19 protein-coding genes are annotated in these 25,132 nt (G+C 54.0%); 3 read left to right on the top strand and 16 right to left on the bottom strand.

The features are described from left to right. The first annotated feature begins 816 nt into the window (after positions 1 to 816). Positions 817 to 1,518: a hypothetical protein gene (locus AC2Q8J_RS04545; RefSeq protein ID WP_486452239.1), complete on the top strand. Its 702-nt coding sequence runs from the start codon at positions 817 to 819 to the stop codon at positions 1,516 to 1,518. A 183-nt stretch (positions 1,519 to 1,701) separates the two neighbouring features. Here AC2Q8J_RS04545 and AC2Q8J_RS04550 read toward each other — a convergent pair whose 3' ends face one another. Continuing rightward, a complete protein-coding gene (locus AC2Q8J_RS04550; RefSeq protein ID WP_486452240.1) occupies positions 1,702 to 2,703 on the bottom strand; it encodes a hypothetical protein in 1,002 nt (333 codons plus the stop codon). A 1,638-nt stretch (positions 2,704 to 4,341) separates the two neighbouring features. Continuing rightward, on the bottom strand, positions 4,342 to 6,828 hold the full coding sequence (locus AC2Q8J_RS04555; protein WP_486452241.1) for a TonB-dependent receptor: 2,487 nt from the start codon (positions 6,826 to 6,828) through the stop codon (positions 4,342 to 4,344). A gap of 169 nt (positions 6,829 to 6,997) precedes the next feature. Here AC2Q8J_RS04555 and AC2Q8J_RS04560 point away from each other — a divergent pair, with 169 nt between their 5' ends. Further along, positions 6,998 to 7,330, top strand: a complete 333-nt coding sequence (locus AC2Q8J_RS04560; protein ID WP_486452242.1) for a hypothetical protein — start codon at positions 6,998 to 7,000, stop codon at positions 7,328 to 7,330. Positions 7,331 to 7,337: 7 nt separating this feature from the next. Here AC2Q8J_RS04560 and AC2Q8J_RS04565 read toward each other — a convergent pair whose 3' ends face one another. The 14 genes from AC2Q8J_RS04565 to gyrA form a co-directional block, all read right to left on the bottom strand. Then, the gene (locus AC2Q8J_RS04565; RefSeq protein WP_486452243.1) at positions 7,338 to 9,110 is read right to left on the bottom strand and encodes an SLC13 family permease; all 1,773 of its coding nucleotides are present in this window, start codon (positions 9,108 to 9,110) and stop codon (positions 7,338 to 7,340) included. A 1-nt stretch (position 9,111) separates the two neighbouring features. Further along, positions 9,112 to 10,083 (bottom strand): DHH family phosphoesterase, encoded by a 972-nt coding sequence (locus AC2Q8J_RS04570; RefSeq protein ID WP_486452244.1) that lies wholly within the window; start codon positions 10,081 to 10,083, stop codon positions 9,112 to 9,114. A 70-nt stretch (positions 10,084 to 10,153) separates the two neighbouring features. Further along, complete coding sequence (gene pyrF, locus AC2Q8J_RS04575; RefSeq protein ID WP_288362913.1) at positions 10,154 to 10,855, bottom strand: orotidine-5'-phosphate decarboxylase; 702 nt, start codon at positions 10,853 to 10,855, stop codon at positions 10,154 to 10,156. Between the two features lie 6 nt (positions 10,856 to 10,861). Then, a complete protein-coding gene (locus AC2Q8J_RS04580; RefSeq protein ID WP_486452245.1) occupies positions 10,862 to 12,025 on the bottom strand; it encodes a lipopolysaccharide assembly protein LapB in 1,164 nt (387 codons plus the stop codon). A gap of 14 nt (positions 12,026 to 12,039) precedes the next feature. Continuing rightward, positions 12,040 to 12,330, bottom strand: coding sequence for a lipopolysaccharide assembly protein LapA domain-containing protein (locus AC2Q8J_RS04585; RefSeq protein WP_204997051.1), 291 nt, complete (start codon positions 12,328 to 12,330; stop codon positions 12,040 to 12,042). A 77-nt stretch (positions 12,331 to 12,407) separates the two neighbouring features. Continuing rightward, entirely contained in the window at positions 12,408 to 12,701 is a 294-nt protein-coding gene (locus AC2Q8J_RS04590; protein WP_027872800.1) for an integration host factor subunit beta, read from the bottom strand. A 104-nt stretch (positions 12,702 to 12,805) separates the two neighbouring features. Continuing rightward, positions 12,806 to 14,482 (bottom strand): 30S ribosomal protein S1, encoded by a 1,677-nt coding sequence (gene rpsA, locus AC2Q8J_RS04595; protein WP_204997050.1) that lies wholly within the window; start codon positions 14,480 to 14,482, stop codon positions 12,806 to 12,808. Positions 14,483 to 14,622: 140 nt separating this feature from the next. Continuing rightward, positions 14,623 to 15,306, bottom strand: coding sequence for a (d)CMP kinase (gene cmk / locus AC2Q8J_RS04600; RefSeq protein ID WP_486452246.1), 684 nt, complete (start codon positions 15,304 to 15,306; stop codon positions 14,623 to 14,625). Continuing rightward, positions 15,303 to 16,604, bottom strand: a complete 1,302-nt coding sequence (aroA, locus tag AC2Q8J_RS04605; RefSeq protein ID WP_486452247.1) for a 3-phosphoshikimate 1-carboxyvinyltransferase — start codon at positions 16,602 to 16,604, stop codon at positions 15,303 to 15,305. Before aroA ends, cmk begins: the two co-directional genes overlap by 4 nt. Positions 16,605 to 16,625: 21 nt before the next feature. Further along, complete coding sequence (locus tag AC2Q8J_RS04610; protein WP_424146724.1) at positions 16,626 to 17,522, bottom strand: prephenate dehydrogenase/arogenate dehydrogenase family protein; 897 nt, start codon at positions 17,520 to 17,522, stop codon at positions 16,626 to 16,628. Then, positions 17,519 to 18,625: a histidinol-phosphate transaminase gene (hisC, locus tag AC2Q8J_RS04615; protein ID WP_486452248.1), complete on the bottom strand. Its 1,107-nt coding sequence runs from the start codon at positions 18,623 to 18,625 to the stop codon at positions 17,519 to 17,521. The genes AC2Q8J_RS04610 and hisC overlap by 4 nt, the downstream gene beginning before the upstream one ends. A gap of 31 nt (positions 18,626 to 18,656) precedes the next feature. Further along, positions 18,657 to 19,802 (bottom strand): prephenate dehydratase, encoded by a 1,146-nt coding sequence (gene pheA / locus AC2Q8J_RS04620; RefSeq protein WP_286836916.1) that lies wholly within the window; start codon positions 19,800 to 19,802, stop codon positions 18,657 to 18,659. Between the two features lie 4 nt (positions 19,803 to 19,806). Next, entirely contained in the window at positions 19,807 to 20,886 is a 1,080-nt protein-coding gene (gene serC, locus AC2Q8J_RS04625) for a 3-phosphoserine/phosphohydroxythreonine transaminase (RefSeq protein WP_424146642.1), read from the bottom strand. 44 nt (positions 20,887 to 20,930) lie between these two features. Next, on the bottom strand, positions 20,931 to 23,561 hold the full coding sequence (gyrA, locus tag AC2Q8J_RS04630) for a DNA gyrase subunit A (protein ID WP_486452249.1): 2,631 nt from the start codon (positions 23,559 to 23,561) through the stop codon (positions 20,931 to 20,933). A 242-nt stretch (positions 23,562 to 23,803) separates the two neighbouring features. Between gyrA and AC2Q8J_RS04635 the strand changes: the two genes are divergently transcribed. Further along, complete coding sequence (locus AC2Q8J_RS04635) at positions 23,804 to 25,132, top strand: TRZ/ATZ family hydrolase (protein WP_286694884.1); 1,329 nt, start codon at positions 23,804 to 23,806, stop codon at positions 25,130 to 25,132.

The raw sequence follows: 25,132 nt of genomic DNA on the forward strand, positions 1-25,132 counted from the left end.
CGAAACTGGAGGAAGGACGGCGAAGACTTTGGAAGACGATGTATGGCTCAGAGCCCCCTGTTCTCAGCTAGGCTCCAAGGTATGCACTCAATTGCACTGGCGCTTTCCAATGGCTAGTGCAATTGGGACTGCCAGATGAGCTTGTTTACCCTGACGAGAAAGGCAGTAAACCGTTTGACGAACACCGCCAATACCGCAACAATCACCCCCCAGTTTCAGCCAGTCGCTGGGGCATCGCACCGCTGGGGTTTCATCCCCCTGCACGATGGGAGAAGGAGCTACCCTGACACCCCGCCGATAGTGCGTCCCGCGCGCGCTGCATTGCAAAATCATAAGACAAGCCCGACAGTCGAGCGGAGGTACCACCCCCGCCATGTTGGGCAAAATACGAACAATCTGGGGATACCACGTGTCACGACTAACGGACTTGATAGCGCAGGCCAAGCCTAAAGACCCGCAGCTAGGCCATGACCTTGAGCGGGAGTTCAAAACCCTGTCTTCCCGCCTACCTTTCGGGCTGAATTTCGAACGCCATCGCCCGGAGATGAGGTGGACGTTGTATCAACGTAAAGCGGACGCGAAGGGTTTGTATACTCGTATCGCAACATCCATAACAACCGGGGTAGTCTTTGCTAGGCATAGCGCACCAAGCCAGTGATGAATACAAGATCATGCACCCGGACTTCCTATTTTTCGCTAGGTGGTGATAGGGAGATAGTGGTAGACAAGATCAGCGGAACTCTGCGGGCCTAGACCTGAAAAACGGAGATGTACGTGCAGCGATCATATACTCTAACCCAACCATGAGGGAGCGATATGGGCAAAATTTGCAAGAAATGTGGGTATGCGAGACTTCCCAGCGATAACGTGCCGGATTATGAATGTCCGAAATGTGGGGCCATCTACGCAAAGGTCGATGAGTTTCTGAGGAGAAAGGCCGCAGAGGAAAAGGCGAAGGCCGATGCTGACGCAAAGAAAAAGGCGGCAAAAGAGGAGGCGCAACAACAGCTACAGGCACTTAAAAAGGCAGCTAGTGAGCTAAAGAGTGGTCTTTCTGGCGCGGCGGAAGCTCCCAGTGACGCAGGCTCTCCGCGAGTTGAGGCACAACACTCTCGGCCCCGGCAAGCACTGGTCACTAAAACCTATAAAGGCAGCCAAGAGAAAGCGACCGCTCTATTTCAGAAAGATGCCGAAATTATGGCAAGGCAAGGCTATTTTCCGACCTCCCAGACATGGGCGCCGGGACAGTATGGATGTGGCGCGTTTTTACTTGCATTATTTCTCTGCCTAGTAGTGATTGGTTTTGTTGTTTTTGTATACATGTTGATAGTTAAACCTGACGGCACGTTGACAGTGACGTATGAAGCCAGAGGGCAATTAGGCAGTTCGCAACGCGAAAACCTAGACTCATCTGAAACCAAAACCTGCCCTAGATGCGCTGAGGATATTAAAGCGGCAGCGGTTGTATGCCGATATTGTGGGCATGAATTTGGCCATTCAGCCATTACCCCCAAGTGAGGTATTAGGTCACTAGTGGAGTTAGCACTATCTCGAAATTTCGACTGTACAGGCTATACGGTTCAGTCGGCACCCTAAATAACTAACATATTTGGTCAGGGGTGGGAGGGGCCAACCAAAAAACACTCAAGTCTCAACATGGTACGATAACCCTGAATATGCCGGAGATCGATTAACCTACTACTATTCTCCGTCATAGGTAGCATAACCTATGACTCGGTAGGCTGATACTCCATTCATTGTTGCTGTCGCGAGGACATAAGCGCAGTCATGATAATCCCAAATTACTATCAGGGTTTCATTCCCTTGATCGTCTACCCGATCACCATAAACTATAGGACGACGTGGAACCTTGCCTCTTATACTTAGCAATGTGTCAGAAGTTTCTCCAATCTCCACCAAATCATTCCCTAACTCGCCCTTCATACAGTCATCATACTTTGATGCATAAATGCCTTCGTCAGTGATATAAACGCCGACCTGAAGCATACGAAGTTCCCTCTGCTTTTGGCGTTTTAGCTCCGCCAAGCGGCGCTTACTTTCATTTTCCCGGTTTTCTCTCGCGATGGCCTTCAGTCTATCGCCTTCCCTCTGGTTCGCTTCTGCGGCTAGTTTGCGACTTTTTTCTTCGTCTAGTATCAATTGGTAACGGATGGCTGGCTTTTCTAAACGTGCAATCAAGGAGATTTGTTCGCACAGCTCGTTTACGCCGTTATTGCACAGGTGTGACCAAGGGCCATAAATGTACCAAGCGTCTTCGTCAGATAGCTGGATGAGCTTTTTTACCGGCTTATCGTAGCTCGAGAGACCGTACTTATCTGGTGGGGATAGCTCATAGTTAGCTATTTGCTTTTCCTTCAGCTTTAGATACCGGCTCAAATCTGCCAGCATTGGCTCATCTGTTTGATTTTTATGTATTTTTTCAACGACACGAGACAAATGAGCAATTTCATTTTCTGGATCATCTCTGCCCACACCTTTGGTTGTTTGTGACTCACTATCGACGATTAATTGTCTACTCTCTACTTTGGAGCATGGGGTGGATTGATATACCGTGGTAGTCTCGCCATTGGTCGTGACTTTGCAAGTGTAGACTACTGCGGCATCCACTCCCGATGACGTCGAGAGTAGAAATGCGCATAGAGAAATATAGTTGAGGAAAATCTTTCTGATATGTGAAGTCATTTTGAGCAGCATACCTTTGCAGCGGGGAGTGTCCTTACAAATTGGGGTAGCCTGATTATCTCAATGAAAGCTTGCCTCCCGCAACAGCAGCACATTTCCATCACACAAACAGGCCCTGACAGAAACAATTACCCTCAAGCCGACTCTCGCAACTTGTTGAAATTGCTGAGGCTGAAGGAGTATGCTTGAGCCGGAATGTGCCAAAAGCGGACTGTTAATCATTGGGTCGCTGGTTCGAGCCCAGCAGGCGGAGCCAAACAAGTAAAAGGGCTACATCGCAAGGTGTAGCCCTTTTTTGTTGTTTGTCTAATAGCTGTCTAATAGACAATCCAAAAAGTGCTCATTCTCCCCCCAAAGCAAAAGCCTCTCCGCTGGTCTACTATCAAGGCAGATCATGAAGGATCGCAGATGCTATTACTCGCCAGACGTCCAGGCGAAGCGCTCGCATTAACGGCAAATCACTACGGCTCAAAGCAGTCCAACCGGACAGGGTTGAATCGGAAATAGAGACCTTGAAGAGCCTCAGACCAAGCAGGAGAGCATGGAAGCCAAAGAACTGCTCCCAACGCTAATCGATCACGACGCAAAAACACCCCAAACTAAGCGCTGGCGCCAACCTTATATCAACGAAAATCCAGTTTTACTGGCAAATACACCAGCAGTAAGTCGGTAATCACGTAGCGTTTTATTTGCGGATCGAAGTAGATGACCAAACAAAACGACTGGTAACCTAAAGACGCTGAATCAGGAAACTGAGTCGGCAGAATTGAAAAAGGGAGCCGCCCGCCAAGACCGCTCCCTTTTCATGAAGTGCGATGGTTACAAGGGGTTTACCCATTGCAACCACACATCCTTTCAGCCATCGAGTATAGGTCGATGCGTGTGGCTTAGCAAATTCACCCCTCCGCCAACCTGGAAGAACCCAGGTTTAAGAATCCGGAGATGATTATGCGTAAGTGTAATGAACCAAAACTCGTGGAAGTAGCACCGTACTCTCGTCGTCGACTTGGTCGCTGGGAGAGCGTTGTGGGACACACTCGAGGCTATCCAAGACGCTAAGCACTCTCACCAGGGCAGTTTACTGCCCCTTCCAACTAGCACCAAGATACTTTTTTGCCGCCATAGTACTTGGCAACACTGAATTATTTGTGGCTCTGGCGGCCTCTTTTTCCGCCAGGCATTTCCCCAGCAGTTCGGGCGTGTCGATGCTCTTTATTCTTATGAGCATGCTCTCCCAAATTATCGCTGATCAAACCTAAAGTTTGCTCTAAATGGGGAGAAGTCGTAGAGGTGTTCAGCAAGCTCAACCATTAAAACCATACTCGTTAGGCCGAGAGCGCACGCGGATTATCAACAAAAAAGCTGTATCCATCCCATCAAAGGTTGGCAGAACACTTCGGAACGCACGATTGCTCAATTTTTAATAGTTAGTCAGCCTATTTTTTACCCCGGACCTCACCTGCACAAAACCGACGGTATCGTACGCGGGCTTCCGAAAACTCCGCGGACAATACGACAATCTTGCGCTAAAACGGATTTTTTCCGATTTTTATACGCGCTCGATACCTCGCATCAGCTTATAAGACGTCAGCATAGTAACGTCGGGGATTCCACAAGCACTGCACTACCGCAAACTTTTCACCAATGATAATTCGCCTGCAAGGCAATGCTGCGGGGTGATTCGAGAAAGGCGTAGTGCCCCTTTGAACCGAATATCGTGTAGGACGTGGGGGTATCGCTGGCATAGGTGATAACGGTTTCATCCGTGAGGTTTTTACCCACGAGAGCGACATCCCAGGTTTCATCAATAGCGCCAATACCAATGCGCCCATTCCATTTCACATAGCCGTCTTGGTCTACTGCAGGATCGAGGTTTTGCGCCGGGTTGTAGTCGTCGGTAAATATCGCGTCCAGGCTAATTGCCATACCCAGCGTATCGCTGATGGGCACCCGCCATACCGCTAGCAGATTGCCAGCCCAATCGGCAACGTACTGGTTAGTCATGCCGCTGTAATCACAGTTAATACCATCAGCAGCGGTGGGCGCCTGGCCCGCCAAACACTGACCGTTTTCGTAGTCTTCAAACTCGAAATCAAGCAGTGCGAGAGCGCCAGCCAACATCAGAGTCTCGGTCACCTGCCAGCGCCCGTCGAGCTCTATGCCCTGAGTTACCGCACTGGCGGCATTGCCGACATTAAAGCCGAGTGTGCCGTCAAAGATGCTGACTTGAAGGTTGTCGTAGCGGGTATTGAACAGTGCGATATTAAACTCTGCGGCGCCGTCAAACAGTGACATTTTTGCGCCAAGCTCAATACTTTCCGACTCTTCTTCTTCGTACTCAAAGGTACCAATCAATACCGGACGAGGACTCGGATCCGCTGGAGCATTGGGGTTGCGCGGAACCGGCTCTGCACTGGGCGAGGCGTTGGAACGAGCGTCGTATCCACCAGATTTGAAGCCCCGGCTCCAGGTGATGTAGGTCATCACATCCGGGGTGACGTCGAACTGGAGGTTAATGGACGGCGATAGCTGGGACTCCGTTCGCTTGCCGCTAAGGTCGTGGCGCTCGGCGGCAAAGCTGATCGCGGCAACGGTATCGGTCTCGCCGAAAGGGCGGTCGCTGTAGTCCAGGTTGCCGAAGCGAAACTCGCGGCTACCGGTCTTGCGCTCATAGGTGTATCGCCCACCAAACGTTAGGCGCAGGTCGTCGCGCAGCTTCCAGGTCGCTTGCATAAAGCCTGAGCCCAGCAGGGAGTCGCTGTTAAAATCACGTGGTGAGGTTAAACCCGCTATCGCATTACCGGCATCACCAATGCCGAGAATTTCCTCCGGCGAGCCACCCAAGGGATTTGGGTCGCGATCACCCCGCGCGCCCCCTTCTGTGGCATCAGCAGCGTTGAGCAGTTGCACGATCAGGTCTGAGTCAACGATGATGCTGTCGAAAAAATACAGCGAGTTCTTCTGAAAATACAAGCCAGCGATGTATTCCCAGTTGCCGTCGATGGGGGACATCCAACGAAACTCCTGACTGAACTGCTCATAGTCTTCCTGTAGTACCAGCTTAAAGCCCTCGGCGGCGGTAAAGTCACAGTCGCAGAGATCGTCGTATTCATAGGCAACGTAGGCCGTCGTCGCAGTAAACTGATGGCCACCGCGAAACCAATCGGCATTGACCGTCACATTGATGGTGTCGTTGTTGCTGTAGTCACCGTTTGAAGAGCGCTTAAAGTCCTGGAAGTTATTGCGTACAGAGTCGTGACTATCAATATCCAACACTCCCGGTACTTGGGTGCTATCGGCTATCTCGGCGTAAGTACGCCCGGTAAACAACGGATTTGTGCTTTCGGAAGGCTGGTCGTTAATGATCTCCACTTGCCGGCCGAGCACATCAAAACTACCAATCTCGATTTTCGCACTCAGGCTCAGCTCGTCTGAGGCTTCCCAAAGTACTTTGAGGCGGACGGTTTCTTCTGAATAGTTAGGCTCGTCTCGACCCAAGGTGAGATTTTCTATATACCCACCAAACTCGCGTTTTCGCGCTGCAAAGCGCAAGCCTATCGCGTCACTGATGGGCCCGGACAGGGCAAGATCGATAACCTCCTCATCAAACTCCGGCTCGTAGACCGCCGACACAAAACCCTCGAATTCGTCTCCCGGGCTGGCTGTGATAATGCTAATCGCCCCGGCAATACTGTTTTTTCCGTACAGGATATTCTGCGGGCCTCGCAGCACTTCAACGCGGGCAAGGTCCAAAAACGGCGCTCTCGCTAACTGGGCGCGGCCGTAGTAAACGCCATCCAAATACATGCCCACCGACTGTTCAAACCCCTGATTAATTCCAGAGCCGATACCGCGAATATATATGGCTGTGCCAATACCGTTCTCTGACATGGTCAGATTCGGCACATAGGCTTGGAGGTCTTGAATCTTATTCAACCCTGCCTCCAACAGTTTCTCGCCGGATACCGCATTGACTGAAACAGGCACATCTTGAAGGCTCTGCTCTCGCAGCTGCGCTGTCACGATGACCTCTTCCAAGGTCGCGGAATGCAAGCTAAATGACAGAGGAAACAAAATAGCGGCGCAGGCCAAGCCCTGCACGACCGATAGCAATCTAGGAGACATAGTCACTCCACAACGGTTTATTGTTATTGTTCAGTGGTGGGGATCAGTATAACGACACAATAAAAGCAATCAATGCCATAGCAGCCTCAAACTAGTCTCCGCTGTGGAGGCTCCCGGTTCAGGCACTAACGCGGTACACTGCCCCTGGCAATGGGCTGCTGAGGTAGGAATGAAATATCTGATAATAACGATGGCGCTGCTTCTGCCGTATTCAGGAATGGCAGAGCCCACCTTTAGCGACGGCCATACGGCGATGCAACGTTACTTTGAAAATACCCCGGCCTTTGCTACTCACAAGGCCGTATGGCTTCGCTACAACCGGCTGATGCTCAGCGCGAATACTGAGCGGATCAAAGCCAAAAGCCTGGCCAAAACGGCCTGCCAGCTACTGGTACAAAATGGCTTCACGAATATTGATGTCGCCGTTGCCGTGACCGACCATCGTAAACTCGAGCAAAACAACAATGTTAAGGGCGTTACTGAGCGATACTGCCAGCGCTGAACAGCGATTAAAACGGCCAGACGAGTGGGACGATCAGCAGCGTCATTGCGCCTACCAGCGCCGTTAACGGCACCCCCATTTTGAAAAAATCGGTAAATCGATAGTTCCCAGGGCCGTACACCATCAGGTTAGTTTGATAGCCAATCGGCGTGGCAAAACTTGCCGATGCAGCCATCATCAAGGTTACCGCAAAAGGTAATAGACTGACCTCTAGCTGCTGACTGGCCGCCAGGGCGATGGGGAACACGATAACGGCCGCAGCAAGATTGGAAATCACCGCGGAGAACAACGCTGTCACGAGAAAAATTGCCGCCAATGTCGCGACCGGCGAACCCGCAGCGATGTTAACGAGACCTTCCGCTATGGCTGACGCCGCGCCGGTTTTATCCATCGCCCCACCCAAAGCAATCGAAGACGCGATTACCAATAGCACCTGCCAATCGACACTTCGGCGGGCTTCATTCGCCTGTATGCATCGTGTCAGGATCATTAAACTCGCTGCCAAAAATGCGGCTTTAAGCATCGATAACCAGCCAAATGCGACACTGAGAACCATCCCCAACATGATCAGCGAAGCACGCAGGCGATGCTCATGACGAACAGGGCGAGAATTTTCAATGGCGCTCACCAATAGAAAATCGCGCGAATAACGCTGGTTGCTAACAAAGTCCTCATGGGCTTCGAGCAAAAGCGTATCGCCCGCCTCCAGCTCGATATCCCCTAACTTTCCCTTTAGTTGCTCGCCATTGCGGGACACCGCGATAACAACGGCACCATAATGATTACGAAAGCGCATATCACGCACGCGCCGCCCCAGTTGAGGGAAGTTGTGCGAAATCACCACCTCCACTAAGCAGCGGTTTAGATTGCCGGCCTCAAGCTTAAAGACCTGTTTCTCCGCCAGTTTTAAACCGTGAACATTTTTTAAGTCAACAACGGAACGGACGTCTCCAGCAAATACCAACTGATCATTCGCAAGCAATTTTTCATTAGGCGAAACAGCGGTGATTATTTGCTGAGCACGCACGATCTCGACGAGAAACATACCCGGCAGTTGCCGCAGTCCCGCTTCTTCGATGCTTTGCCCCACCACTGGACTCCCCGGCTCGACCAACATTTCGACGATGTATTGACGAGTATCACCAAAGCGCTCGTCCTGGCCACCACGATCAGGCAGTAACCGCCTAGAACATAACAGTATGAACAGAATCACCAGCACGGTGCAGGGCACACCGATCCAGGCCAGTTCAAACATGCCCAGCCCTTGCTCGGGGAGTACCTGCAGCATCATGCCGTTCACCACCAAGTTGGTGCTGGTGCCAACCAGGGTACAGGTACCGCCAATAATGGCGGCGTAACTCAGCGGCATCATCAATTGTGAGGCCGACAAGCCATTGCGCTTTGCCCAGTCCCGCACCGCGGGGATTAACATCGCGACTACCGGCGTGTTATTCAAAATACTGCTAAATACCGCCACCGGCGTCATCAAACGCAGCTGTGCAGCACCGGCCGATTTGGGGCGCCCCAGCACGTTGTTGGAAATCCAGCTCACCACACCGGTCTCTGACAGCGCTTGGGCGACAATAAACAACACGCCCACTGTGACCATACCCTCATTGGACATGCCCGCCAGCGCTTCTTCCGGCGTTAGGACGCCCAGCAGCAACAGCACGGTGACACCACCACACAGCACCATGTCAGCGGGTCGCCGGCTGAAAATCAGTGCCGTCAAACAGGCGGCGATCACTGCCAGTGTCAGCCAAGCATCCAGGGTGAGCATTTTAGTCAGCTAGGCTCCGGTAGAATGTCTCGAACTGCTCGCAAAAATGTTCGAGCGTATCACCGGCCAAGTCGTTAATACCCGCCGCTGCGGCTCGTCCGCCACCTGTTGGGAATTGACGGCAAAACTCATCAGCGCCGCGCTTGTTGTTGAGCGGCGCGCGAATGCTAACCAGATAGTTACCATCGGCTTTTTCAGTGAGCACCGCATGGGCCCGGTCCGGGTGAGCGTTGGCAAGGTCGTTGCTGTATACACCACTCACGCGGCGCGCCCAGCGCTCATTGGGTAATACGTAAACCGCCGCAATATCACTGCTGCGAACCGGCGGCAATTGCGCGGCGGCGGTCATATCACTGTGGTAGCCCGACTCCAGCTTGCTATACGTGCCTGCCGAATCGGCAATAAAGTCGAGGGGATTGCTGAACGGTAGCAACTCTGCAAACAGCTCTGTGGGTGTGAAATGGAGATCATCCAAACTGGCGCCGTAGCCGTTGTAGTTGAGATAGATTCCCAGGTTCTCAAGTTTTTCGAGATCCGCCTCGGCAACATTTTGCTGTGCAGCCAAGGTTTGCGCGCTCTTGCGCAGGTTGTCGCCATAAGCGCCGACAATTGCCCACAGGGCGTATTCACCTTGCAGATGCCCGTTTACCAGTAAGCTGGTGCAGACGTCTGCAGCGGTATTGATTTTTGTAGACAGCTTCGCGTGCTCCGGAATATCTCCAGCAAAGTGGTGGTCGACGTAGAACACCTCTGCCCCATTGGCCAGCAATGCCGTTAACCCTTCCCGGTTTTTATCAAGCGACACGTCCAACACGGTTACCCGGTCCCCCTCACCAGCCTCTACTCGATCAAGCAAGGCGATATCCCGCTTAACACCGCTGACGAGTTGGCTTTCCTGGGGGTCGGCTAACCTTAACTGCACCAGCGCACACAGTCCGTCAGCATCACCATTAAATACATCAATTACCGCCATTACTGCTCTATTCCCTGTATTCGTAATTCAATTTGAAGAGGCATTATCACCGATCGACGTGCGAGTGAGCTCAGACACCGAGTGCTCGGTTAATATCACGTAGCGCGGCCAAGGGTTCGGCGGCACGACTAATTGGACGACCAATAACCAAATAGTTGCTGCCCATTCGCACGGCGTCCTCCGGCGTGGCAATGCGTTGCTGATCATCGCTAGCACTATCGCGGGGGCGAATACCCGGCGTAACCAGCAAGAAACCATCCCCACGCTCTGCTCTGAGTTTCTCGGCTTCCTGTGCAGAGCAAACCACACCGTCCATGCCACTGTCTTGGGCCAAACGGGCGAGATGACTCACTTGCTCAGCGGCGCTGCGCTCGACGCCCAGCTCTGACAGCTCATTCTCACCCATGGATGTCAGTACCGTCACCGCAATAAGAATCGGCGCCTTGTCACCATAGGGCTGCAAGGCCTCACGCGCCGCCTTCATCATTGCCGAGCCGCCGCTGGCATGAACATTGACCATCCACACACCGCGCTCAGCCGCCGCTCTCACAGCCGCCGCCACAGTGTTGGGAATGTCGTGGAATTTCAGATCCAGGAACACCTCGAAACCGCGTTGGTGCAGGATATCCAAGACCTTAGGTCCAAATAGGGTAAACAGCTCTTTACCCACCTTGACGCGACACTCGCTGGGGTCAAGCTGATCAACAAGTTTAAGAAGCTCTTCTTCCGTTGCGACATCGAGTGCAACCAGTACAGGAGAATGCGTGGTCATGGAAAGTTAATCGCCTTGGCTACTACGGATGGGCGCAATAGTACCCCACTGCTCGCAGCTGGGACACAGCCAGTGTTGTTTCCGACCCGAAAAGCCGCAATGTCGACAACAATAACTGGGTCGACTTGCACATAAACTATGTAACTCGGACACAATCTCTCGCCCGGATTCGCTTGCGTCCAACTCCCGCTCAAGCAGCGCCAACAGTAATTTTATCGTCGGCCGCTGAGACACCGCGTCTTTAAGGTAGGCCCGCGCCGCTTCAAGGCTCTCGAAGTCTTTCGCCACCTCGTTGTGCAAGGTTGAGCTCTGCGTCACCTGTGCCAGCGCACGCAGCGCCTGAGAGTATGACGGCGCATCGGCAAGACGACTGAAAGCATCACGAAACAGCGGCAGTATTTCGCTGGCATAAGCGGGTTGCCCCTCCGCGACAGCGTGCAATAAATTCAGTGCATACTCGGGCTGTTCGTCCATTACTAACTTCGCCAATGACATTGCCGCCCGCGGGTTTTCGGCGTCGGCCTCCCGCGCTTTTTGCAATATCGATTTCGCCTGAGTCCAATCTCCAGCAGAGGCGCGTTCGTCGGCAAGCTCACAATAATAGTGACTCAATGCCACCGAAACTTGTGGATCGCTGTCAGTTTTTTGTTTAAGTAGCCAGCCACGCTTGGGCAAGCGTCGCCTCGCAACGGCAATCGCCTTTTCCCAGTCTTTCTCGGCCTGATAGATTTGCTGGAGGTAGTCGAGTGCCTCGGCCTCGTTCTCACTCGCCTCCGCCACCAAGTCCCGCAATAGTCGCTCAGCCCGGTCGTGTAAGCCTGCGGATATATAATCCTTAGCCAGCTCCAGATGCACCTGCTGCAAGCCACTTTTGGGAAGGTTGGGTCGCGCCAACAGGTTCTGGTGAATCCGCGTAGCCGCTTCCAATTCGCCCTTGCCACGCATTAATCGCGCCAAGGAAAGATGGGTATCGAGGGTCTGCTCATTGACGGCAATGGCCTGAATGAATTCATCAACAGCCGTACCAGGCTGCTCACTGAGCAGAAAGCGCAGGCTGTGGTAATAGGCGTCATCACGATCTTTTCCCGCCCCCCCCGAACGACTCTGCGAGCGCCTCCCCAACAGCCAACCCAGCGCTGTGGCAAAGAACAATAAGGTAAAGGGTAGCATTAGCTCCATTGCTGCTAGCGGCTAGGACCGGCCTCCACAGGCGGGGTTGAAGGCTGCCGCAAGCTGCGACGCAAACGCATTCTGCTCGCCTGCAAGCGCAACACTAACAGCGATGCAGATAACATCCCGCAGACACCGCCGGTAAAAAAGGCGGCGATCATCCAAGTCGATATACGCTGTTCCGGCAACTCCATAATGAGGATATTGAGCGGGACCAACGCTGTGTTCTCGATGCTAAAAAGCAGTCCAAATGCAATAACAGCAACGATGAGCAGCAATAGGAAGATGGACTTAAGAATCTGCATCTGACATGACACCCATAAAAAAACGGTATGGCCAAAGACCATACCGTTTCTGTTTAGAGAAGGCTAGCTACGCTGCCTTAGCTCGAGATCAAACTCTGGTTTACTCGCTCACGAAGCTCTTTACCCGGCTTAAAATGTGGAACATATTTTCCCGGTAACTGAACCGTTTCGCCCGTTTTAGGGTTACGGCCCATGCGAGGCTCGCGATAATGCAGAGAGAAGCTACCAAATCCCCGAATTTCAATCCGGCTGCCAGTCGCCAATACTTGAGACATATGCTCAATCATGGTCTTCACAGCCAGTTCAATATCCTTGTGAGATAACTGCGGCTGACGCTCAGCCATCAGCTCTATCAACTCAGATTTGGTCATTGCTTAATCCCGTCAATTCCGACATCAAGCCTAGCTTAGCACTTTTTTGCTTATAAGCCAGTATGTTACGGGCATTCACAAGGGAATGCCCGCAGCATTAGGACTTAGTCCTTGCTTTCCATCTGAGCTTTGATCAGGTCACCGATAGTTGCAGGGGCAGCTTCAGTTTCCTTCTCGCGCAGGGCTTTAACCGCTTCTTTCTCGTCTTCCATGTCTTTCGCTTTGATAGACAGGCTCAGAGCGCGGTTCTTGCGATCTACGCTGATGATCTTAACTTCAACTTCTTCGCCTTCTTTCAGCACATTGCGCGCATCTTCAACGCGGTCACGGCTGATTTCAGACGCTTTCAACACACCTTCAACTTCTTCGGCCAGCACAACAACTGCGGCTTTGGCGTCAACTTCTTTAACAGTACCGGTCACGATGCTACCACGATCGTTGACGGCAACGTAGTCAGAGAAGGGATCTTCTTCCAGCTGCTTGATACCCAGAGAAATGCGCTCGCGCTCGGGGTCGATAGACAGGATAACGGTCTCGATCTCGTCGCCTTTCTTGAACTTGCGAACCGCGTCTTCGCCGCTCTCGTTCCAAGAGATGTCTGACAGGTGAACCAGACCGTCGATGTTGCCGTCCAGACCGATGAAGATACCGAAGTCAGTGATCGACTTGATGGCACCGCTGATGCGATCGCCTTTAGTGAACTGAGAACCGAAGGCATCCCATGGGTTCTGCTGGCACTGCTTAATACCCAGAGAAATACGACGACGCTCTTCGTCGATATCCAGGATCATCACTTCTACTTCGTCGCCTACTTGTACGACTTTAGAAGGATGGATGTTTTTGTTGGTCCAATCCATTTCAGAAACGTGAACCAGACCTTCAACACCCTCTTCGATCTCGGCAAAGCAACCGTAGTCAGTCAGGTTAGTGACCTTGGCTTTCACGCGGCTGTTTTCTGGGTAACGGGTTTTGATTGCCACCCAGGGATCTTCGCCCAGTTGCTTCAGACCCAGAGATACGCGGTTGCGCTCGCGGTCGAACTTGAGGATGCGAACGTCAATTTCATCGCCAACGTTAACGATTTCGCTTGGGTGCTTAATGCGCTTCCAAGCCATGTCAGTGATGTGCAGCAGGCCGTCGATGCCGCCCAGATCTACGAATGCACCGTAGTCGGTCAGGTTCTTAACGATACCTTTAACAACCATGCCTTCTTGCAGAGATTCCAGCAGGGCTTCGCGCTCTTCGCTATTAACACTTTCCAGAACTGCACGACGAGAAACAACAACGTTGTTGCGCTTCTGGTCCAGCTTGATCACTTTAAATTCGAGTTCTTTGCCTTCCAGGTGAGCGGTGTCGCGCACGGGGCGTACATCAACCAATGAGCCGGGCAGGAACGCGCGGATGCTGTTGATGTCGACGGTGAAACCACCTTTTACTTTGCCGTTAATGATACCGGTTACTGTTTCTTCCGCCTCGTAGGCAGCTTCCAGTGCGGTCCATGCTTCGGCGCGCTTTGCTTTCTCGCGAGACAGACGGGTTTCACCGAAACCATCTTCAACAGACTCCAGTGCAACCTGCACCTCGTCGCCAATTTGCAGAGAGAAATCGCCGCCTTCAGCAACGAATTGATCGCGAGGGATAACCCCTTCCGACTTCAGACCAGCGTGTACGGTTACCCAGTCGCTGTCGATATCGATAACTACGCCGGTTACGATAGAACCGGGCTTCATATCGATCGTTTTTAAACTTTCTTCAAACAGTTCAGCAAAGCTTTCGCTCATTAGTCATTACCTGAAATTAGCAGTGGTATAACCACCATATCGCCGCATTACCAGCTAACGCGGGTCAGTTTTTTAAAGTCCTTCCGACGACTAGCTGGCTTTAACACCGCCGGAAACACCCTTAGAAACAACTACTGCGCTCAACACGCAGAAAAACGCGCACTCACTTCCGTGAGTACCCGCTCAAAAACTTGCTCGATCCCCAGTGAGCTGCTGTCTATCAGCACCGCATCGTCCGCTGGCTTAAGCGGTGAATGCTCGCGCTCAGAGTCACGCCGATCACGCTCTTGGATCTCTTTTAAAAGGGTCGCGAGGTTAACACTATCGCCCTTGTCTTTCAACTGCTTGTAGCGACGACGTGCGCGCTCCTCGGCACTGGCGGTAAGAAACACCTTCAATGGTGAGTCCGGGAAAACAACGGTTCCCATATCACGGCCATCGGCAACCAGGCCTGGCGCTTGCACAAAGTCACGCTGGCGCTGCAGCAATGCCTGTCGAACAGCGGGCAGCACCGCAACCTTCGACGCCAGCAGTCCAGTGGTTTCAGCACGAAGCTCACCGCTGACATCCACACCCTCTAGCATCACCCGACTCGGCTCACCGGCTTGGCCAGGCAGGAAGGCAACATCTAAATCCGCCGCCAAAGCCGCCACCGCCTGTTCATCGGAAAAATCCACTTGATGTTTATCAGCCGCCATCCCCACCAGGCGATACAACGCGCCACTGTCGAGTAAATGCCAGCCCAACTTGAGTGCCAGCATCTGACAGAGCGTGCCTTTGCCCGAACCACTGGGGCCATCAATACAAATCACGGGAAGGGTCATTTGCACACCTCAATCCGCATACCGACTTGCGTCGCCAACTCAACAAAGTTGGGGAAGGAGGTAGCGACGTTGTCGCAGTCTTCGATATGAATGGTATCGCTTGCTCGCAGCGCAGCGACAGAGAACGACATAGCAATGCGGTGATCGTGATGGCTATTCACGCGGCCACCGCCTATCGGACCGCCATCGATAATGATGCCGTCAGGCGTCGCCTCCGCATTCACACCCAAAGAGACCAAGCCATCGGCCATGACTTGAATGCGGTCACTCTCCTTTACCCGCAACTCTTCCGCGCCGCGCAGCACGGTACGCCCCTCGGCGCAGGCCGCGGCGACAAACAGCACGGGGAATTCGTCGATGGCTAAAGGCACTTGCTCTTCAGGAATGTCGATGCCCTTGAGCGGTGCGTAGCGAACACGTATATCGGCAACCGGCTCACCGCCTACCTCGCGCTCATTGCTCAGGGTAATGTCGCCGCCCATCTCCCGCAGAATATTAATAATACCGACGCGGGTAGGGTTAATACCCACATGCTGCAGCGTTAAATCTGCACCGGGAGCAATACTGGCCGCCACCATGAAAAAGGCCGCAGAGGAGATATCGGCAGGCACATCTATATGTACCGCCTTCAAGCGATGCCCCCCGCTCAACGTTGCCGTGGCACCGTTGACTGCCACCGGATAACCAAAGCCTTTCAGCATACGCTCGCTGTGATCACGGGTTGGCGCAGGCTCGGTGGTGCGCGTTTCGCCCTCGGCATACATACCGGCAAGCAAGACACAGGATTTCACCTGGGCGCTGGCCATAGGCAACACATAGTCTATCGCCTTAAGCTGTTGGCCACCGCGCAGGGTTAAGGGCGGACGCCCGCCTTCTGCGGTTTCAACCACCGCGCCCATTTCACGCAGCGGCGCCGCCACACGCTCCATCGGTCGTTTACTTAACGACACATCGCCGGTCATCGTCACGTCAAACGGTTGCCCCGCCAGCAGGCCCGCCAATAGGCGCATGGAGGTACCGGAATTACCCATATACAGCTCGCCCGCTGGCGCCTGAAGGCCGTCTCGACCGACACCGTGGATCGTCACGCGACCGGCATCAGGCCCCTCTATCTCGACACCCATCGCTTGAAAGGCCTTCAGCGTGGACAGCGCATCTTCACCCTCAAGAAAGCCCTCAACGGTGGTTGTGCCGTCGGCGATAGCACCGAACATAATGGAGCGATGGGAGATCGATTTATCACCAGGAACCCGAACGGTGCCGTTCACCGCACCACCGGGTTGAGCTAGAAATTCCACAAGTATTGTCTCTGCTGTACGTTAAGATTTAGTTTGCTTGCGCCCGACCATGTACTGCCCGAGAAAGTGCTCATCTCGCGCCTGTTTGGCGCGACTAAAGACTTGTTTAATCGCGGGGCCATCCGAGTCCGCAATAAGCTGGCGAACCTCGGTCAAATGATCGGCAAAGGTATCCAGGCCGTTAAGAATCGCTTGGCGGTTCGCCAATACAATATCGTGCCACATCGTTGGGTCGCTGGAGGCGATGCGCGTAAAGTCGCGAAATCCCCCGGCAGCGAAACGGAAGATATCGGCGGCGCTGCCACTGGCAGCCAGCGCGTCAACCAGGGTGTAGGCCAATACGTGAGGCAAATGGCTGGTCGCCGCCAGCACGGCGTCGTGCTCATCAACCGCCATATCGACAACTTCTGCCCCGGCGTGTTGCCACATTTCGCGAACTGTCGCGACGGCATCAGCATCATTACTGTCCAGCGGCGTGAGAATCACCCGATGATCGACAAAGAGATCCGTCTTTGCCGCCTCTACGCCGCTTTGCTCAGACCCGGCAATCGGGTGAGCCAATACGAAACGCGCCGGCAGCTCACCGAACACTGACTCCGCCGCGCGAAGAATATTTCCCTTTACACTGGCCACATCAGTCACAATCGTGCGCTCGCTGAGCAGCGGCGCGAGGTCGGCCATCACTTGCTCGGCAACCAGCGTAGGCGTAGCAATGAGTACCACATCGGCATCGCGAACCGCCTCGGCTAAATCCAGCGTCCAGTGATCAATCACACCCAGGGCCAAGCCGCGCTCTAATGAGGCGGCGCGCCGCCCCGTTGCCCAAACATGTTCGACAACACCCTTGGCCTTCAATGCCTTGGCCAACGAGCCGCCCATTAAGCCAAGGCCAATAATGGTTAACTTGCCAATCTTCACGCCGGAGCCAACACCTCTTTCAGGGCACTAATAAAGCGCTGATTTTCTTGCTCTAGGCCGATCGACACCCGTAAGTGCCTCGGCATACCGTAAACACCAATCGGACGCACAATCACGCCCTTCTCAAGCAAGGCCTGGTAGTACGGCATAGCATCGCTGGGCATTTCGACGGTAATGAAATTACCCACCGAAGGAATATAAGGCAGGCCGAGCTCATCAAAAGCGGCGACAAGCTGCTCTCGTCCCGCGGTGTTTACCTCGCGGCTTTGCTGCAGATACTCGTGATCGCGGTAAGCAGCGGCCGCGGCTGCCATTGCCGGCACACTAACATTGAAGGGTGCGCGCACACGGTTCAGTAAATCGGCAATATCGGGGTGACTAATTGCATAACCTACCCGCAATCCGGCCAGCCCATAGGCCTTTGAAAACGTCCGAGTGACAACCAAATTTGGGTAGTCCGCTAGCATCGCAATGCTATCTGGGTACGCCGCTTCATCCACGTATTCGCAGTAGGCTTCATCCAACACCACCACAACGTTCTCGGGAACCGCTGCCATAAACCCGCGCAGGGCTTGCTCATTGAGCCAAGTGCCTGTCGGATTATTCGGATTGGCGATAAAAACCAGCCGCGTTGTGTTATCGATCAACGCCGCCATCGCGTCAAGGTCGTGCCCCCAGTCTTTGGCAGGCGCAATTCGCGCTTGGGCACCAGCCGCCTGCACCGCAATGGGGTACACAATAAAGGCATACTGCGAAAACACAGCGCTGCTCTCGGCATCCAGAAATACTCTGCCGAGCAGATCCAACACGTCATTTGAACCGTTGCCCAGGGTCAGCTGCGCGGACTCCACACCCAGGGACTCCGCTAGCAGCGACTTTAAGGCAAAACCGCCGGCATCCGGATAAAGGTGGAGCTGTGCTGCCGCCGCGGCATAGGCAGACAGCGCCGAGCCAGGCGCACCCAGCGGGTTTTCGTTGCTGGCCAACTTTACAACGTCGCTCAGGCCGAGCTCGCGCTCCAATTCCTCTATCGGCTTGCCGGGCTGATAGGGCTGTAAACCCTGAATACCTTCGTTGGCCTGGGCAATAAAATCGCAGGTCATGCTAGTGCCTCTGTAAATCGAGTGCCAAGGCTTACAAAGCCGCCTTGGGGTATGAGCCAAGAATTTTACACATCACCGTTTGCTGGGCGATGGTATCGAGAATATCGGCTACTTTCGGGTCATTCTGATGGCCTTCAAACTCGATAAAAAAGACGTAAGTCCAGGTCTCCGTCCGCGACGGGCGGGTGTCGATGCGGGTTAACATGACATTAGCCTGCTCGAAGGGTTCGAGCAGTTTGAACAGGGCGCCGGGGCGGTTGTGGGCAGACACCACAATCGACGTTTTATCCCGGCCGCTGGCAGACACATCTTCCTTGCCAATCACCAAGAACCGCGTGGTGTTGTCAGGCTGATCTTCAATATTCACCGCCAGCTTGCTCAGGCCGTATTGTTGCGCCGCCAGGTCGCCGGCTATCGCAGCAATGCCCTTTTGCTCCGCAGCCATTCTTGCGGCTTCGCCATTACTGCTGACCGCGACGCGTTCAACATTTGGGAAATTTGCATCCAGCCAGCGACGGCTTTGTGCCAATGCCTGCTGGTGCGCACAAATTCGCGTAATCGCTTGTTCGCTGCCACCTTCACCGACCAACAAATTGAGCCGAACCCGCAGTTCCACTTCACCACAAATCTTCAACGGCGAGTTCATGAAGGCGTCGAGGGTATGAGACACCATCCCCTCAGTGGAGTTTTCCACAGGAACAACGCCGTAATGGCACTGCCCGGATTCCACCTGTGAAAACACACCGTCAATGGTCGCCTGGGGAACACTAATTACCGCATGGCCGAAGTGCTTGAGCGCTGCCGCTTGGGTGAACGTGCCTTCCGGCCCCAGATAGGCCACTTCCATGGGTTTTTCTAAGGCCAAACAGGCCGACATAATCTCCCGAAAGATATAGGCAACCGTATCGTCTGCCAGCGGCCCCTGATTTGCTTCCTTAACCCGCGCCAACACTTGCGCCTCGCGCTCGGGCCGATAAAACAGTAGCTGCTGGGCACTGCTGCTGCCCTTGTCTGACTCAAACTGCTTCGCGGCCTCAAACTCACGCTGTTTCACTTCGGCGACCTGTTGCGCGCACCGTGCTCGTCGATTGAGTAAGGCGTGAATTTGACTGTCGATGCTGTCGATGTCTTGACGCAATGAGTTCAGATCAACCGGCTTATCTTCGGGCTTCGTCATGACCTTAGCCGTTCTCTCTGGCGAAATCTTTCATGTAATCGATCAATGCATCAACTGCGGCCTCGGGCACAGCATTGTAGATGCTCGCACGCATACCGCCGACCGAGCGGTGGCCCTTCAGGTTCAGCAAACCAGCGTCGTCTGCACCGGCCAGGAACGCTTTATCGAGGCCACTATCCGCCAGCACAAAAGGCACGTTCATCAACGAGCGACTCGCCACTTCAACGGGGTTACTGTAGAAGCCGCTGCCATCGATATAGCCATAGAGCTTTTCGGCCTTGCGGCGATTCACCGCTTCCATTGCTTCCAAGCCACCCTGTGCCTTGAGCCATTTAAAGACCAGGCCCGACAAGTACCACGCCAGCGTAGGCGGCGTGTTGTACATGGAGTCGTTATCGGCGGCGGTTTGGTAATCCAGCATGGTTGGCGTGATCGCACGTGACTTACCGAGTAAATCTTTGCGCACAATCACAATGGTCAGGCCTGCCGGACCGATGTTCTTTTGCGCGCCGGCATAGATAACACCAAACTGATTCACATCAATGGGACGAGACAGGATGGTCGATGACATATCCGCAACCAGCGGTGCTTGCACCTCAGGCGTCCAGAAGAATTCGACACCGCCAATGGTTTCGTTCGGGGTGTAATGCAGGTATGCCGCGTCGTCGCTGAGCTGCCAACTGTCGAAAGCAGGAATGCTGGCAAAATTATTAGCCTCTGAGCTGGCAACAACATTTACGTTGGCATAACGCTTGGCTTCTTTAATGGCTTTTTTAGACCACTGCCCGGTGTTCACATAGTCAACCGTGGCACCCTCTTCGCACAGGTTCAGTGGCACTGCTGAAAACTGTGAGCTGGCGCCACCTTGCAGGAATAACACCGCATAGTCGTCGCTGATGCCCATCAGTTCACGCAAATCTGCTTCTGCTTCACTGGCAATAGAGACCATCTCTTCTGAACGGTGACTCATTTCCATCACCGATAAGCCGCGGCCTCTCCAATCCAGCAATTCATCCTTCGCCTGGCTCAGCACTGCCTCGGGAATTGCCGCAGGTCCTGCGCAAAAATTATAAACACGCGCCATTGTTTACTTCGCTCCAACCATGTTTAAAAAATATGTAATCCGCTTTATTCGGCAGCCGGGCTGTTGTTGTCTGCGTCATCAGCAGCAGGGGCCTCACCAGCGGGCGCCTCAGCACTGAGCTCAACATCCTCAACCACATCGTCTACGTCTTGCTCTGCGACACGCTGTACGCCGACTAAATGCTCTTCGTCACGCAAACGAATCACCTTCACGCCCTGAGTATTACGGCTGAGCAAAGAGATCTCATCGGTGCGGGTACGCACCAAGGTTCCCTGGTCGGTGATCAGCATCAGATCATCACCATCAAATACCTGTACGGCGCCAACCAGTGCCCCGTTACGGTCGCTCATCGTCATGGCGATAACGCCGCGATTTCCTCGGCCTTTACAGGGGAAATCGTCTACATCGGTTCGCTTACCGTAACCGTTTTCTGACACCGTCAGCACCCGCCCACCGGTCTTGGGAATGATCATTGCGATGACCTGCTGGTCGTCGTCCATACGCACCCCGCGCACACCGCGCGCGGTACGACCCATGGCCCGTACATCGCCCTCAGCAAAGCGCGCCGCTTTCCCGCCGCTGGTCAGCAACATGACATCGTTGCTGCCGTCGGTAATTTCAGTGCCGATCAGCACGTCCCCTTCATCCAGCGCTAGCGCGATCAAACCGACGCTACGCGGGCGGGAGAAGGCCTCAAGAGGCGTTTTCTTAACGGTGCCGTTGGCGGTCGCCATGAAGATAAAGTAGCCCTCGGTATACTCGTGAACCGGAAGGATAGAGGTAATGCGCTCATCCTCACCCAGTGGCAATAGATTGACCATCGGGCGCCCGCGAGAATTGCGGCCTGCAACCGGAATTTGGTAGACCTTCAACCAATACACTTTGCCTATATTACTGAAGCACAAGATAGTGTCGTGGGTATTGGCCACCAACAGGTGCTCGACAAAGTCCTCTTCTTTTACTGCCGTCGCCGACTTACCCATCCCGCCGCGACGCTGCGCCGCGTAGGCATCAAGCGGCTGCGACTTGGCATAACCGCCGTGGGAGATGGTCACCACGCGGTCTTCTTCAGGGATCAGATCTTCGTGGGTTAAATCGAGCTGAGACGCAACAATTTCGGTGCGGCGCTCATCGCCAAAATCCGCAACAACTTGCTCTAACTCGCCACGAATAACGTTCAGCAGCACCTGCGGATCGGCCAAAATACTCAAATACTCGGCAATTTCTGCCAGCTTTTCCTGGTACTCGGCCAACAGTTTTTCATGCTCAAGCCCGGTGAGCTTTTGCAGACGCAGCTCAAGGATGGCTTGAACCTGCGCCGGCGACAGCCAATAGTTGCCATCGCGAACGCCGTACTGCTCTTCCAGCTCATCGGGGCGGCAGGCATCTTCACCGGCTCGCTCGAGCATGGCACTTACTTCACCGAGCGCCCAACCGCGGGAGATCAGGTTTTCTTTGGCTTCTTGCGTCGTCGCCGACGCCTTGATCGTGGCAATCACCTCGTCGATATTCGAAATCGCTACCGCAAGACCTTCCAACACATGACCGCGCTCACGCGCTTTGCGCAGCAAATACACAGTGCGCCGCGTTACCACCTCACGGCGGTGGCGAACAAAGTACTCAAGCAGCTCCTTGAGGTTGAGAATGCGCGGCTGATTGTCCACCAAGGCGACAATATTGATGCCAAAAACATTCTGCAGCTGTGTTTGCGCGTACAGATTGTTCAGCACCACCTCGCCGCTTTCGCCGCGCTTCATTTCAATCACAACGCGCAGGCCGTCTTTGTCAGACTCGTCGCGCAGCTCGGCAATACCTTCAATTTTTTTGTCTTTTACCAGCTCGGCAATTTTCTCGATCAAGCGCGCCTTGTTGACTTGGTAGGGCAGCTCGGTAATGACGATGGTGTCTTTGTTGGTTTTTTCATTGCTGATTACTTCAGCGCGAGAGCGCACATAAATCCGACCGCGACCGGTTCGGTAGGCATCTACAATGCCGGCTCGACCGTTGATGATCGCCGCCGTTGGGAAGTCCGGCCCTGGAATATGCTCCATCAATTCATCAATCGAAATGTCGGGATTGTCCAACAGCGCCAAACAGCCGTTAACCACTTCGGTCAGGTTGTGGGGGGGGATATTCGTCGCCATACCAACGGCGATACCCGAGGAACCATTGACCAACAGACTGGGAATTTTGGTGGGCAATACGGCAGGGATTTGTTCAGTACCGTCGTAGTTAGGCACCCAGTCGACCGTTTCTTTATCGAGGTCGGCAAGCATCTCATGGGAGATTTTCTGCATGCGAATCTCGGTGTAACGCATTGCCGCCGCGTTATCACCGTCAATCGAGCCGAAGTTACCCTGGCCATCCACCAGCATATACCGCATGGAAAATGGCTGCGCCATGCGGACAATCGTGTCGTAAACCGCCGAGTCGCCGTGTGGGTGGTACTTACCGATCACGTCACCAACGACACGAGCAGATTTCTTATACGCTTTGTTCCAGTCGTTGCTCAGCTCGCTCATCGCGAACAACACCCGACGGTGCACCGGTTTGAGGCCATCGCGCACATCGGGCAAGGCGCGCCCAACAATTACGCTCATTGCATAGTCGAGGTAGGACTGTTTCAGCTCATCCTCGATATTTACCGGCAGAATTTCATTTGCATTGTCAGCCATGAATAGCAAGCATCCTTATTGTCAGCGACCCTTGAGCGGCAGCAGCGCCGCCCAATGCGCGTTTTTACTGCCCTGCCGCCCAACCAATCTGGCGGTGGCCAAGCGGGAAACAAAGCGAGAATATTAGCATATTCCAAGTGTGCATAGACAGCGTATAAAGGCCGAATATCAGCGTCTTATCGTCACAACTGCACACAGGAACAGGTATACTTGCCGCTTTCACGCTAGGAATGTCTTACACCATGAGCCGTGCCGCCCTCGACCGCATTGACACCCTGATCTCCGCTCGCTGGATATTACCCATGAGTGAAGGCTGTCCTCTGCTTGAAAACCACGCACTGGCCATTACCGACGGCTGCATCAGCGGCATTCTCCCAGAGGCCGAGGCACGTGGCCTTTCCGCACATGAACACATCGCGCTCGGCGACCAGCTGCTGATGCCCGGCCTCATTAATGCTCATGGCCACACCGCCATGAGCCTGTTTCGCGGCATGGCGGATGACCAACCCCTTCAACAGTGGCTCAACGAGCATATATGGCCGGCCGAAGGCCAATGGGTGGGCGAGGAATTTGTTCGTGACGGAACGGCACTGGCCATTGCCGAGATGCTACGCGGCGGGACAACCACGTTTAGCGACATGTACTTTTTTCCTGAAGCCGCCGCCGAAGTCGCACGGCGCGCCGGAATACGCGCGCAACTGTGCTTTCCCATCTTCGACTTCCCCAGCGCCTGGGGTAGCGGCCCCGATGAGTATTTTCGCAAGGGTTTGGCCTTGCGCGACGACTACAAGCACAGCGACCTGATCAATATTGCCTTTGGCCCCCATGCCCCCTACACCGTCGGTGATGAGGCGATGAGCAAGGTGGTGATGTTTGCCGAAGAACTCGACTGCGCCATACAGATCCACCTCCATGAAACACAGCACGAGGTTGACGACGCGCTCAAACAAACCGGCCTGAGACCTATCGAAAGGCTGGCCAAATTGGGTCTATTGGGGCCGCGCAGCCAGTGTGTGCACCTCGCCTGCCTCAACGATGACGATATCGCCCTGCTAGCCGAGCACCGCAGCCACGCGATTCATTGCCCCGAGTCCAACCTCAAGTTAGCCAGTGGCTTTTCACCGGTGGAAAAAATGCGCAATGCCGGCATTAATGTCGCCCTCGGCACCGATGGCGCGGCCAGCAACAACGACCTGGATATGTTTGGCGAATTGCGCACCGCCGCCCTGCTTGGCAAAGCAGTCGCCGCAGATGCCGCTGCAGTGCCGGACCACTACGCTCTGCAAATGGCCACTATCAACGGCGCCCGTGCACTGGGCATCGACCACATTACCGGCAGCCTGGAGCTCGGCAAACACGCCGATGTGATCGCAATCGACCTGACCGACCTGCCACAACAACCCATTTACACACCCGTTTCGCAACTGGTGTACACCAATATTAGCCATTGCGTGCGCCACAGCTGGATCAAAGGCCGACGTATGCTGGATAATGGCGAACTAACCACGCTGGACAGCCGCGAAGTTATCGAAAAAGCGCAGTACTGGCGGCAAAAAATCAGTGGAGAGTAG

The sequence above is a fragment of the Spongiibacter sp. C9W genome, assembly GCF_057370015.1.